We start from the raw sequence: 13,642 nt of genomic DNA, 5'->3' as shown, positions 1-13,642 counted from the left end.
AATGCAAGCTCTACTTGTTGAAATGAGTAAATTCAATTATTTAAAAAAGTAATAACACTAGATTTTTCTACAATAACAAGCAGTCTTCTAGCAAATTTACCTTAAAAAGTTGAGCGCAACTATTTGGCCTTTTACCACAAGCTGGAATAGATTTTTTGTTTGAATTTTTGGTTTTATCTTATTGTTGTTTATTGATTTATTTTTAAATTATCAATTTATTAAACTAAATCAGATGAAATTGAACACCTATGTGTAAAAGCTGGCCTGACGCTAAAATAATCTTTTAATCTTATCTTTTAGTCGTATAAGCCAAGTTTTTTAGTAGAGATTCAGATTTAAGGGCGAAAAAAATAGTGAATTTTATTTAATTATTTTTACTTAAGTTTTTGAATATTAATAATAAATAATGATTAATTTATAGCTAATAGCTATAGTCATAAATAAAATAAGTATTGGTATTCACTTTCTAAAATCTCGATGCTAAATGCATCTAAACATAACGTGTAGTATGTCAAGTGAAATGCTTTAGGCGAATCCTGACATGACTTTCATCACTTTGATTTTGATGGTGATCGGGATGAAACACGTTGTGCATCCAATTTTTGCAGTTTAAGGAAACATTGATGTCGAATTCTGCTGTTGTTGAATCAGTTGCGCAAGCATTACGCGATGCGGAAGTAAATCAGGCTGCGATTGCACCGATCCGTCCACAACTTGGTGGTGAAAGTGCTGATGTAGATATTGCTTATGCCGTTCAAGAAGTGAATACCAAACGTGCGGTGGCAGAAGGTCGTCGCCTTGTAGGTCGTAAAATTGGCTTAACTTCAAAAGTTGTACAAGCGCAGTTAGGCGTTGATCAACCTGACTTCGGTATGTTGTTTGCTGACATGGCGTATGGCGATGGTGAAGAAATCCCTGCTGGTTTATTGATTCAGCCAAAAGTTGAAGCAGAAATTGCTTTGGTGATTAACCAAGATTTGACCAAAGAAAAACACACCTATGCAGACATTATTAGTGCAACAGAATATGCACTGCCTGCAATTGAAGTGGTCGATAGCCGTATTGAAAACTGGAAAATCTCGTTGATTGATACTGTGGCAGATAACGCATCTTCAGCAGGTTTTGTGCTGGGTTCTAAGCCTGTAAAACTTGCAGATCTTGACCTTGTAAATTGCAAAATGGTCATGACTCGTGGTGAAGAAGTGGTTTCACAAGGTGTGGGTAAAGCGTGTCTTTCTAACCCATTAAATGCAGCAGTGTGGTTGGCTGACGAAATGGTTCGTCGTGGTCGTCCATTGCTTGCAGGTGACATCGTATTGACCGGTGCCTTAGGCCCAATGGTTGTGGCAAATCCTGGTGATGAATTCAAAGTTGAAATTGAAGGCTTTGGTTCTGTGACTGCAGCATTTGCAGCGAAATAAGCTTGGGTTTTACGGAATTTTTAAGAGTACACATTCATGAAAAAGATTAAATGTGCATTGATCGGTCCAGGGAACATTGGTACTGACTTGCTTTACAAACTTCAACGCAGCGAATTTTTAGAACCAGTATGGATGGTTGGTATTGACCCGACGTCTGAAGGTTTGGCTCGCGCTGCTAAAATGGGTTTAAAAACCACTGCTGAAGGCGTAGATGGTTTACTTGCACACGTAATTGAAGACGACATTAAAATCGCATTTGATGCAACTTCTGCCTATGTTCATGCTGAAAACAGCCGTAAATTGAATGAACTTGGCGTGTTAATGATTGACTTAACACCTGCTGCAATCGGTCCATTCTGCGTACCACCAGTAAACTTAGAAGCGTTATTGGATGCCGGTGAAGTTCCGAACGTCAATATGGTGACATGTGGTGGTCAGGCAACGATTCCTATGGTTGCTGCGATTTCACGAGTTCAGCCTGTTGAATATGGCGAAATCATTGCAACAGTATCAACAAAATCTGTGGGTCCAGGTACACGTAAAAACATTGATGAATTTACTCGTACGACTGCTGGCGCTATTGAAAAAGTGGGCGGTGCGAAACAAGGTAAAGCGATCATCATCATTAACCCTGCTGAGCCACCACTGATGATGCGTGATACTGTTCACTGTCTTGTTGAAGGTGAACCAGATCAAGCAGCAATCACTGAATCTGTACATGCGATGATTCTTGAAGTTCAAAAATATGTACCAGGTTACAAACTTGTAAATGGTCCTGTATTTGACGGTAACCGTGTTTCAATCTTCTTAGAAGTTGAAGGTTTAGGTGATTATCTTCCTAAATATGCAGGTAACCTCGACATTATGACTGCGGCAGCTGCACGTACTGCAGAAATGTTTGCAGAACGCGTATTAAACACTGCTGAAGCTTAAGGAATACCAAAATGTCTAAGATTATTATTAATGATATGACTTTACGTGATGGTATGCATCCTATGCGCCATCAAACTACACCTGAACAAATGGTTGCCATTGCAACTGCTTTGGATGATGCAGGTGTACCTTTAATCGAAGTTACGCATGGTGACGGCTTAGGCGGTAACTCTGTGAACTATGGTTTTGCAGCAGCAACCGATGAAGAATACCTAAAAGCGGTGATTCCAAACCTGAAACAGGCGAAAGTATCTGCACTTTTACTTCCTGGTATTGGTACGGTTGACCATTTGAAAATGGCACATGATGTTGGTGTAGCAACCATTCGTGTTGCAACGCACTCAACTGAAGCTGACGTTTCTGAACAGCACATTACGGCTGCACGTAAACTTGGCATGGACACTGTGGGCTTCTTGATGATGGCGCACATGGCAACTCCTGAAAAACTTTTGGAAGAAGCCAGCAAAATGGTGTCATACGGTGCAAACTGTATTTATGTGACTGACTCTGCTGGTTATATGTTGCCTCAAGACGTGACTGACCGCGTGGGTATTTTACGTGCCAACCTGGCTTCAGAGATCGAAATCGGTTTCCACGGTCACCATAACTTAGGTATGGGTGTTGCGAACTCTGTTTCAGCGGTTCAAGCTGGTGCAACGCGTGTCGATTTAGCTTCTGCAGGTTTAGGTGCAGGTGCAGGTAATACTCCACTTGAATTGTTTGTTGCGGTTGCCAACCGTATGCAAATGGAGACAGGTGTGGACTTGTTTAAAGTTCAAGATGTTGCGGAAGATTTAATCATTCCAATGATGACACATCAGATCCGTGCTGACCGTGATGCAGCAACTTTAGGTTATGCCGGTGTTTACTCATCATTCTTGTTATTCGCGAAACGTGCTGAAGCGAAATATGGCGTTTCTGCGCGTGAAATTCTTCTTGAGCTTGGTCGTCGTGGTACTGTTGGTGGTCAAGAAGATATGATCGAAGATTTGGCATTGACCATGTCTAAAGCAAAAGAAGCCAATGCTTAATTTGCTTTAAATCAAAAAGCGCCCGAAATGGGCGCTTTTTTTATGTCTCAACTGACTATATGGGCTTGGTTTTTAGTTGAGATTGAATTGATGCATAGAAAGCGGATTGAAATAAGAAAAGTCTTACGAACCAATGGCTGATTTCGAGCAGCCATAGTAGTAAAATTTAACTTTAAGCTGTTGATGATTATATAAATTAAATATTATGTGATAGCTAAATTTTATAACTTAAATAAGGATAAATCTCAGTAGAAAACTTTGATTAAACTTAAAAGCAATTAATACAGCGTATGTAATTGCGAAAAATAAAAAACTTTAAATTTTACGTTAATAAAACATGGGGTTAATTTAATCTGTCGTTCTAAATGATAAAAAAGAGTTATTGTTTTAATCTCTAAGGAAAATAAGCAGAAATAGCTTCCAAAGTTCAAGTTGTACAAAAGCCTGATAAACCTTAATACTGTAGTCGGATTTTTTTCCAAGGTATTGTTGAGCATGATGGTGCCATAGCTTAATTTGATTACTGGGAAATAAGCCATGCGTCGTCAAAATTTATGGATAGCAATTCTTGCTGCGACAGCAACATTAGGAACATCTGCAACTTATGCGGACTTTGTTGACGACAGCCAAGTACAATTGAAATTTAAAAACTTCTACTTAGACCGTCAAATTAAAGAAAATCCGGCGGGTAACTGGGGTTCATGGTCACAGGGTGTGACTTTGGATGCCAAGTCAGGGTATCAAGATATTGGTGCAGGTATTCAAGTGGGTGCTGACCTTTTGGTTCAACATGCATTTAAACTTAATGCACGTGATAAAAACCCAGACTGGATCTTGCCGCACGATGGTAAAGAATCAAAAGATAACTTTGGTAAAGTGGGCGTGACCCTTAAAGCCAAAGTATCTGAAACTGAGTTGAAAGTGGGTGAGTTATTACCAGTGTCTCCAGTGTTGGTTTTCGATCCATCACGTCAGTTGCTGACTACTTACAGCGGTGCATGGCTGGAGTCGAAAGACCTGAAAGATACCAAGTTGACCGTGGCTTATATTGACGGTATTAATAATCGTTATGATAACCAGTTCCGTGATTTAACTTTATTTTCACCAGGTAAAGAGCTGCCGAATGGAAAAATAGGTCATTTTGACAACGGTCCAGCATCTGACGGGATGTATATTGCGGGGATTGATCACCAATTTACGCCTGAAATTGGTGGTAGCTACTGGTATGCCGATGTACAGGATATCTACCAACAGCACTATATAGGTGCGAACTACAAAACTAAACTGGGTGAAAAAGTCAAGTTAGACAGCCATATCCGTTATTTTGACAACTCAGATTCGGGTGACAAACTGTATGGCGAAATTGATAACCAAGCGTTATCGGTTGGTGCGAAAGTGAATTACGGTTCGCATACCTTTGGTTTGGGTTATCAACAAATGTTTGGTGATAATGCATTCCCAACACTGGGTGGATGGGTGCCGCAGCCGTACTTAGTCAACTGGGGTATAGCAACATTTACTGCAAAAAATGAAAAATCATGGGGCTTTACTTATGGTTATGATTTCTCAGAAATGGGTGTGAAAGGCTTAAATACAACTGCTGTGTATTTCACAGGTTCAGATGCAGAAATTGCTGGTCTTAAAGATCAGAAGTCAGATGAATTGAACTTAATTGTGAACTACACCGTGCCTGAAGGTAAGTTGAAGGGCTTAGGCTTCCAGGCAATGTATATCGATGCCGATTTCGATTACAAATCTGACTTGCAAGAGTACCGTGTCGCGACAACTTATACCTATAAGTTCTAATTTCTCAGGATAAAAAAGAGGGAAGTGGATTCATTGCTTCCCTTTTTATTTGCTGGGTTATTTAAAAAAGAAATACCTCAAAGATTTTATGGATATATTTTTGAGTTATATATTTAAAAAACAATAACTTAAATTATAGTCTATTTGTTGTTTATGATCGTAAATATGTATCAGTTAGCAGTGGCTGAACAGGTAATATGAGACTGTAAAAACCACAAAATCCAAAAGAGTCCCCCTTGTGTTTAAATCCGCTATGGATTGAAACATAAGCTCTACGCAATACGAGGAGCATGTATGAGCACTGTTCAGATTCCTGACTATACAACTGATTCATTCTTTGGTTTAGAAGATAAATGGATTGAAACTGCTGAAGGCGAATTAACGCATTACCACGAAGTGGGTGAAGGCACACCAATTCTATTTTTACACGGTTCAGGTACAGGTGTATCTGCTGCTGCAAACTGGTGGTTAAACCTTCCACAAATTGGTGAACAAGCACGTTGTATCGCTATCGATACGATTGGTTATGGTCAAACTGTTGTTGCACCGAATACTGCTTATGGTATCCGTGCTTGGGTTGATCACGCTGTACGTACGTTAGATGCCCTAGGTATTGAAAAAACTTGGTTAGTGGGTAACTCACTCGGTGGCTGGTTAGCATTCCAAATGGCTTTGGACTATCCAGAACGTGTATTGGGTATCGTTTCTATGGGTACAGGCGGTGCTAAACAAACTGCAGCACTTAAAGCACATGCAAACCCTGTATTAACCGAAGAAGGCATCAAGAAAACCTTGTCTATGTTTGTTGTAAACAAAGACTTGATCACAGACGAATTGGTAAAAGTACGTTTTGCATCTGCTGCAAATGACTATGCATCAAATCGTTTGATGGATGTTGTTGGCGCACGTGACCGTGACCGTTTCGAATTCCCATTAGATTTTGAAAAAATGAAAGACATTACTGTGCCAGTATTGTTGATTCACGGTGTACAAGACGTGGTGATTCCTGTATCTCGTACGTGGGATATTTTGAATACCGTTCCTCATGCTGATGCGCATATTTTCAGCCAATGTGGCCACTGGTCTCAAGTTGAAAAAGCAGAAGAATTCAACACCGTGATTAAAGATTATTTAAAAGCGCGTGGTGTGTAATTTCTTGTCACTGACATGAAATTCAAAAAAAGGATGGTTTTGCCATCCTTTTTTTTTATATAAATCTTTTGAAAGAAATACTTTAAATGAGTATTATTCTCATTATCGGGTCGACAGTGTACGGTCTAAATCAGTAAAAAGGCATAAAATAAGCTCATCTAAATGGTTGGGGAAGGGGAATTATTTATTAGACTTAAGTTGTAAATCGGCTATTCTTAGCAATTTTTATCAATGTCTAAACTAAAATTTATAAGTTATTTTCCATCAAGTCGATATGCATGATAGATAAAATGCGTCGATTAAAACATTTAAACGATTAAAAAAGCGACTTTTTAGCCATAAAAAAAGCACCATTATTTATTTCAAAAATAATGGTGCTATATCTATAAATTATGACTTGGCGAAAATTAACGCTGTTCGCGATTGATATCGAGATAAAAAACTTTGGTTAGCAGTTCAAGGAATTTATCTACAGCCACAGAACTCGCCGTTTTTCGGTAACTTACGTACAGGTCTAGATACGGTAATTCGACATCTAAAGGACGAATGACAGTATTGTTCATGGTCAATGGCGCGATGTATCCCGGTAGGATCGTGCAGCCTAAACCCATGCCGATGGAGTTAATGTTAAACAGGATATTGTCGGCTTTTTGCACGATATTAAATTGAACGCCATGGTTAGAAGCAAAGTCTAAAATGGCTTCATGCAATGTGCCTGATTGTTCGCGTGCAGGAATGATAAAATCAATACCATTCAATGCTTTAACTGGAATACGTTCGTACTTCGCTAAAGGGTGATCTTTGGGTAAAATAAAGATCAATGGTTCACGTAGTACAAACTGACTTTCAATTTCGTCGCTATGAAAGTTATTGCGAGTAAAAGTGATATCTAGTTCACCTTTTTGCAGCAATTTCATCTGATCGCGATTATTTAAACTAAGTAATTCAATTTTGAGTTCTGGGTTTTGAACACGCAGATTTGGCAAGACGTATGGGAAGATTTTCATCTCTGCGACAGGCACAAAACCAATGCGCAGCATCTGTTGTTTGGCTTGTGAAACCTGACGTGCCATCGCTACGGCCTTGTCTGCTTGAGCTAGTGTCAAACGTGCTTGTTCTAGAAATACGGCACCTTCTTCTGTGAGCTCAACTTTGCGTTTAGTCCGGTGCAACAATTTTACGCCGACGTCTTCTTCAAGATCTTTAATTTGTTGGCTTAAAGAAGGTTGAGCAGTATAAAGTTTTAACGCAGCTTTACTGAAATTGAGTTCTTCAGCAACAGTAATGAAGTAGCGTAAGTGTCGTAATTCCATATAATCAACCCGTGGAGTAATCCAAAAAATGTCTTACTTAGAAGTTCGTTCAGTATAATCTATAAACAACTATTGCGTGAGGATTATTTTGCCATTCACGAAATAAATGGTGTTCTCGGTAATTTAAAAAAAATACTATAAAAAAAATCTACCGTAATAATCCATAAAATCTCTTAATTAAAACAAAATAAATATTTCCCGAATATCGCTCTAAAATCCATCATCGTTGAAAAGTTGAGTCTATTACTTTGTGCCTTATGGTCACAGGAGAGCTTTTCATGAGTGGAAAAATTGATGTGCGCGAAATCGATGCTTTAGTCGATGCACAAAATGGACGTATCACGCCATCTATCTATACAGATCCAGACATCTACGAACTTGAATTAGAACGTGTGTTCGGTCGTACATGGTTATTCCTATGCCATGAGAGCCAAATTCCTAAAGCCGGCGATTTCTTCAATACCTATATGGGTGAAGATCCAATCATCGTGGCACGTCAAAAAGATGGCTCAATCAAAGCATTCTTAAACCAATGTCGTCACCGCTCTATGCGTGTGAGCTTCGCGGACTGTGGTAATACACGTGCGTTCACTTGCCCATACCACGGCTGGTCATACGGTATTGACGGTTCTCTAAAAGATATCCCGCTTGAAGATCGTGCTTACCCACATGGTGCATGTAAAGAGCAATGGGGTCTGGTAGAAGTTAACCGCGTTAAATCATACAAAGGCTTAGTATTCGGCTGCTGGGATGAAACAACTCCAGATCTAGAAGAATACATGGGCGATATCGCTTGGTACCTGGACGGCGTTGTAGACCGTCGTGAAGGTGGTACTGTGATCGTTGGTGGTGTACACAAATGGGAAATCGACTGTAACTGGAAATTTGCAGCTGAACAGTTCGCTTCTGACCAATACCACGCGTTGTTCTCTCATGCATCTGCGATTCAGGTGCTTGGTGCTAAACCAGATGATGAATCTTCTAAGAAATTAGGTGCTGCACAAACTGCCCGTCCAGTTTGGGAAACTGCCAAAGACGCGATCCAATACGGTTCACGTGGTCACGGTTCAGGCTTCTTCTTCACTGAGAAACCAGACGCAAACGTATGGGTGGATGGTGAAGTAGCAAACTACTTCCGTGAAACGTATGAAGAAGTGAAAGAACGCCTAGGTGAAACTCGTGCACTGCGTCTTGCTGGTCACAACACTATGTTCCCAACACTATCTTGGTTGAACGGTACTGCAACGCTTCGTGTATGGCACCCACGTGGTCCAAACAAAACTGAAGTATGGGCATTCTGTATCTGTGATGCGGACGCGCCAGAAGATGTACAAGCAGCATTTGAACGTTCTGCAACACGTGCCTTCGGTCCTGCTGGTTTCCTAGAGCAAGATGACTCTGAAAACTGGATTGAAATTCAAAAAGTTTTACGTGGTTATAAAGCCCGTCAAAACAAACTCATTATGGAAATGGGTAAAGGTAACGAGAAAGTACGTGAAGATGGTATCCCTGGTATCACCAACTACATTTTCTCAGAAACAGCTGCACGAGGTATGTACCGTCGTTGGGCTGACCTATTGATTCATGAAAAATGGGAAGACGTTGAAGCTGCGGCTGACGAATATGAGAAGGAGCTTATGAAATGAGTCAAATTAGTTTAGAACTCCATCACCAAATTAGTCAGTTTCTTTATCGTGAAGCAAAATTGCTGGACGATTGGAAGTTCCGTGATTGGTTAGCTGTATTAGCGGAAGATATTTCTTATACGCTACGCACAACACCAAACGCGCAAACACGTGACCGTCGTCGTTCGATTGAGCCGCCAACAACTTGGGTATTTAACGATACTAAAGATTTGTTGGAACGCCGTGTAGCTCGTTTAGAGACAGGTATGGCTTGGGCTGAAGAACCTCCTTCACGTACAACACACATGGTTTCAAATGTGATTGTTGAAGCGACAGAAGTTGAAGGTGAATACGACGTTTACGTAACGTACTTGTTGTACCGCACCCAGAAAGAGAAAGATGTAACAATCTACTGTGGTAAGCGTCACGACAAGATCCGCAAAGTTGACACTGAGCAAGGTTTCGAAATCTTCAACCGTAAGATTACCCTTGATCAGGTGACTTACAACTCACATAACCTGAGCGTGTTCTTCTAATGAATAAGATTTTTGTTTGCCAAGTTGACGAATTAGACGAAGGCGAAGCATTGAAAGTAGATTGCGGCGTTAACGGTATCGATGCGCTTGCAGTATTCAACAACAATGGCGAATTTTTCGCGATGAACGACCGTTGTTCACATGGTAATGCTTCAATGTCTGAAGGTTACCTTGAAGATGATGGCACTGTTGAATGTCCACTTCATTCGGCTCGATTCTGTTTGAAAACTGGTCAAGCATTATGCTTACCAGCAACAGATCCTATCAAGACATTCCCTGTGATTGTTGAAGATGGTGCTTTATACGTAGAGATGGCAGGAGAGTAATCATGGGTTGGCTACAAGGCGAAGTTGCACTTATTACCGGTGGTGGTTCAGGCTTAGGCTGGGCATTGGTTGAACGTTTCTTAGAAGAAGGTGCACAAGTTGCTGTTCTTCAACGTTCTCAATCGAAAGTTGATGCATTGAAAGAACATTTTGGTGACCGCGTGCTTGCGATCGCAGGAGATGTAGCTAGCTATGAGGATAATGTTCGTGCAGTTCAAGCAACTGTAGAACATTATGGCAAACTTGACTGTTTCGTCGGAAACGCAGGTATCTGGGATCATTACGCAGATATCGTCAATACATCGGGTGAACAGCTGGAGAAAGCTTTTGATGAGATTATGGGTATTAACACCAAATCTCTCATCTTAGGTGCCAAAGCTGCACTTGATGCATTGATAGCTTCGGAAGGTTCTATCATATTTACTTTGTCTAACTCAGCACTGTATTCGGCAGGCGGAGGCCCTGTATACACAGCGTCTAAGCATGCTGGCGTTGGGATCATGAAAGAATTAGCCTATGAGCTTGCGCCTAAAGTACGAGTGAACGCTGTTGCTCCGTCGGGTATGAATGTAAACATCAAAGGTGCTGCTTCTTTAGGCCAAGAAAACCTCGGTCTACTCGATGCACGTGATCCTGAGAAGATTGCACGCGGCATGCCGCTCAATTTCTTACCCGAACCTGAAGATATGACTGGTTCATACGTGTTATTGGCTTCTCGTCAAAACAACCGCCCATTAACTGGTGTTTTAATTAATGCTGAATGTGGTCTGGGTATCCGTGGTTTACGTCAACCACGTGCTGGCTTCTTTGACGAGATTTAATTCGCCAAATACGTAAAGGACTTACTCGGCAGCCGTCTTGGCTGCCTTCCGTTTAGGAGTCACCCATGGCCGTTAAACTTATTTGTGCATCGCACAGTCCCCTAATGGAATTCGCTTCTCCGCAAGAGAAATACAAAGAGGAAAAAGTTCGCGAAACTTTTGCCAAACTTGCTAAAGAAGTTGAAGACTATAATCCAACATTGATCATTACTTTTGGTCCAGACCATTTCAATGGTTTCTTCTATGACCTCATGCCATCTTTCTGCGTCGGTATTCGTGCCAAAGCAGCAGGTGATTGGGATTATGGTAAAGACAATGACCACATCAATGTGCCTGAAGAAACAGCAATCAGTCTGGTTCGTCGCGTATTGGATGAAGGTGTCGATGTTGCATACTCTTATCGTATGCAGGCAGACCACGGTGTGACTCAACCATTACATTTCCTTTGTGGTGGCAAGCTTGATCGTTATCCAACGATTCCAATTTTTATCAATGGTGCAGCTGCACCGATGCCAACAACCAAGCGTACAGTCGCTTTGGGTCGTGCAGTCGGTCAGTTCATTAAATCATTGAACTTAGAGAATGAACGTGTACTTGTTTTGGGTACAGGTGGTTTGTCTCATGATCCACCAACGCCGCAAATGGGTTCAGTTCCACCAGAAGTGGAAGAGTTCCTGATTGCAGGTCGTAACCCAACTGAAGAGGCACGTAATATACGTCAAGGCAAAATCATTGCTGTCGGTCAAAAGCTCGCAGCGGGTGATACTTCTGTCGCAGTGCCTTTAAACCCTGAATGGGATCGCGCATTGCTTGAGACGTTTGCCAAAACTGACTTTGCTGCCATTGAAGCGATGACTGAAGCTGAAATTCGTGTTGAAGGCGGTCGTGGCGGTCAAGAAGTTCGTTCTTGGATGGCTGCTTTTGCTGCACTACATGAAGTGGGCGAATACGACATGACTACACATTGCTACGAAGATATTAGTGAGTGGATTGCGGGCTTCGGCATCGTATCTGCAGAATTGAAATAAGGAACAAACCCATGAGCCAAAATGGTATCGAAACCATCGTTATTGTTGGAGCTGGTCAAGCTGGTGCTAGCGCCATTTTAGAACTCCGTGCGAACAAGTATGAAGGCAAAATCATTTTGGTGGGTGATGAAACACATCTTCCTTATGAACGTCCGCCTTTGTCTAAAGACGTAATTCTAAAACCTGAAGAGACCAAAATCGAAATTCTGTCAGAAGAAAAATTGGCAGAACTCGGTGTTGAACATATTCGTGGCAATGGCGCTGTGAAAATCCATAGCGATGCAAAAACAGTTGAACTGAAAAATGGCGAAATTGTTGCATTTGACAAGTTGCTTCTAGCAACCGGTGGTGCAGCACGCCGTTTACCGAATTTCGATGCTTTGGGTAAACACGTTTATACCTTACGTAACCTTGAAGATTCACAAGCATTGGTGCCTGTATTACAAGCGGGTCGCCGTATTGTATTGATCGGCGGTGGTGTGATTGGTCTTGAGCTTGCATCTTCAGCACGTTCTAAAGACTGTATCGTGACCGTGATTGAAATGGGTCCAATGGTGATGGGGCGTTCATCTCCACGCGTATTGAGCGAATTCTTATTGGCTCAACAACGTCTTGCAGGTGTAGATGTTCGTCTTTCGACTTCTATTGCTGACTGTAAGCTTGATGGCGAAGAAGTGGTGATCACGCTTGAAGGCGGCGAAGAACTTCGTGCAGATGCTGTAGTTTACGGTATTGGCATTGTGCCAAATGCTCAACTTGCGGTTGATGCAGGTTTAGACGTTGATTTTGCCATTAAAGTGAATGATAACTGCCAAACTTCACATCCAGATATTTATGCAGCGGGTGATGTTGCGACTCAGCTTCGTGACTGTGGTAACCACCGTCGTGTCGAAACTTGGGAAAATGCCAATCTTCAAGCAGGTATCTTTGCTCGTCATGTAATGGGTGTTGAACATCCAACCCCAAATCCAGCGTGGTTCTGGACAGATCAATTGAATATCAACTATCAATTTGTGGGTGATATGGCTGCAAGCGAATGGATTGCACGTGGCGAAGTAAATCCTGAATTAGCTGCAGAATCATCATTTGTTTTGTTTGGTGTTACTGATGGTGTAATCGTGGGTGGTATCACTGTGAATGCTGCGAAAGAGATGCGTCATTTGAAAAAATTGATTAGCAAGAATGCGGCGTTTGAAGCGGATAAATATTTAGATTTAAGCCAAGATTTACGTAAACTTGTAAAGTAAGCTGAATGTCTAAGAGGAGCAGACTTACGGTAACGTAGGTCTGTTTTTTTATGTCTTTAGTTTTAGCATCGCACTTATAAAGCTATTTTGTAGTCCATGTATACAGTTTTAGCTTATATAGTTCTATTCAACGGTTTTAATCCTCCCAGCCCTCCTTTTTCAAAGGAGGGAGTAGTCTTTGTGAAGAATGGATTTCGTTTGGATGATTCCCCCTCTTTTTTTAAAGACGGGTTAGGGGAGATTATTGATCGTTTGAAGAGAAGTCCTTATACCCCAAACGATCGGGTGGCATTCATACCGCCTCCAATTTAGTTGATAAAGTGGAGAGCAATAATTGGTCTTAAACTTTATTAGTTACTGGTCTTACGAGTAGTTCCAGATCTGAATAGTGGGTTTCAGGTTA

General features: G+C 41.2%; 12 protein-coding genes. 11 read left to right on the top strand and 1 reads right to left on the bottom strand.

The genetic code is table 11. The features are described from left to right. Positions 1-623: 623 nt before the first annotated feature. The 5 genes from mhpD to MST18_RS13715 all read left to right on the top strand — a co-directional run bounded on the left by mhpD (position 624) and on the right by MST18_RS13715 (position 6,343). A complete protein-coding gene (gene mhpD, locus MST18_RS13735; RefSeq protein ID WP_078189749.1) occupies positions 624-1,421 on the top strand; it encodes a 2-keto-4-pentenoate hydratase in 798 nt (265 codons plus the stop codon). Positions 1,422-1,457: 36 nt separating this feature from the next. Then, positions 1,458-2,354, top strand: coding sequence for an acetaldehyde dehydrogenase (acetylating) (locus tag MST18_RS13730; RefSeq protein ID WP_078192779.1), 897 nt, complete (start codon positions 1,458-1,460; stop codon positions 2,352-2,354). An 11-nt stretch (positions 2,355-2,365) separates the two neighbouring features. Then, complete coding sequence (gene dmpG / locus MST18_RS13725) at positions 2,366-3,385, top strand: 4-hydroxy-2-oxovalerate aldolase (RefSeq protein ID WP_111884105.1); 1,020 nt, start codon at positions 2,366-2,368, stop codon at positions 3,383-3,385. 537 nt (positions 3,386-3,922) lie between these two features. Beyond that, positions 3,923-5,191: an OprD family outer membrane porin gene (locus MST18_RS13720; RefSeq protein WP_180132712.1), complete on the top strand. Its 1,269-nt coding sequence runs from the start codon at positions 3,923-3,925 to the stop codon at positions 5,189-5,191. A 294-nt stretch (positions 5,192-5,485) separates the two neighbouring features. Further along, positions 5,486-6,343, top strand: a complete 858-nt coding sequence (locus tag MST18_RS13715) for an alpha/beta fold hydrolase (protein ID WP_078192776.1) — start codon at positions 5,486-5,488, stop codon at positions 6,341-6,343. Between the two features lie 407 nt (positions 6,344-6,750). On the opposite strand, the gene hcaR is transcribed toward MST18_RS13715, so the two are convergent. After that, positions 6,751-7,656 carry a DNA-binding transcriptional regulator HcaR gene (hcaR, locus tag MST18_RS13710; protein WP_078192775.1) on the bottom strand — a complete coding sequence of 302 codons (906 nt, stop codon included), beginning with the start codon at positions 7,654-7,656 and terminating at the stop codon, positions 6,751-6,753. A 278-nt stretch (positions 7,657-7,934) separates the two neighbouring features. Here hcaR and hcaE point away from each other — a divergent pair, with 278 nt between their 5' ends. The 6 genes from hcaE (at position 7,935) to hcaD (ending at position 13,239) form a co-directional block, all read left to right on the top strand. Then, positions 7,935-9,302: a 3-phenylpropionate/cinnamic acid dioxygenase subunit alpha gene (hcaE, locus tag MST18_RS13705; RefSeq protein ID WP_078192774.1), complete on the top strand. Its 1,368-nt coding sequence runs from the start codon at positions 7,935-7,937 to the stop codon at positions 9,300-9,302. Further along, entirely contained in the window at positions 9,299-9,817 is a 519-nt protein-coding gene (gene hcaF / locus MST18_RS13700) for a 3-phenylpropionate/cinnamic acid dioxygenase subunit beta (RefSeq protein WP_067763936.1), read from the top strand. Before hcaE ends, hcaF begins: the two co-directional genes overlap by 4 nt. Continuing rightward, on the top strand, positions 9,817-10,143 hold the full coding sequence (gene hcaC / locus MST18_RS13695; RefSeq protein WP_067763933.1) for a 3-phenylpropionate/cinnamic acid dioxygenase ferredoxin subunit: 327 nt from the start codon (positions 9,817-9,819) through the stop codon (positions 10,141-10,143). The genes hcaF and hcaC overlap by 1 nt, the downstream gene beginning before the upstream one ends. Positions 10,144-10,145: 2 nt before the next feature. Further along, positions 10,146-10,964 carry a 3-phenylpropionate-dihydrodiol/cinnamic acid-dihydrodiol dehydrogenase gene (gene hcaB / locus MST18_RS13690; protein ID WP_078192772.1) on the top strand — a complete coding sequence of 273 codons (819 nt, stop codon included), beginning with the start codon at positions 10,146-10,148 and terminating at the stop codon, positions 10,962-10,964. A gap of 65 nt (positions 10,965-11,029) precedes the next feature. After that, on the top strand, positions 11,030-11,992 hold the full coding sequence (locus MST18_RS13685) for a 3-carboxyethylcatechol 2,3-dioxygenase (protein ID WP_180132711.1): 963 nt from the start codon (positions 11,030-11,032) through the stop codon (positions 11,990-11,992). A gap of 11 nt (positions 11,993-12,003) precedes the next feature. Continuing rightward, positions 12,004-13,239 carry a 3-phenylpropionate/cinnamic acid dioxygenase ferredoxin--NAD(+) reductase subunit gene (hcaD, locus tag MST18_RS13680; protein WP_180132710.1) on the top strand — a complete coding sequence of 412 codons (1,236 nt, stop codon included), beginning with the start codon at positions 12,004-12,006 and terminating at the stop codon, positions 13,237-13,239. Positions 13,240-13,642 lie beyond the last annotated feature (403 nt).

The sequence above is a fragment of the Acinetobacter sp. YH12068_T genome, from assembly GCF_024606005.1.
Lineage (GTDB): Bacteria > Pseudomonadota > Gammaproteobacteria > Pseudomonadales > Moraxellaceae > Acinetobacter > Acinetobacter amyesii.
This window is presented reverse-complemented; position numbering and strand designations above follow the sequence as displayed.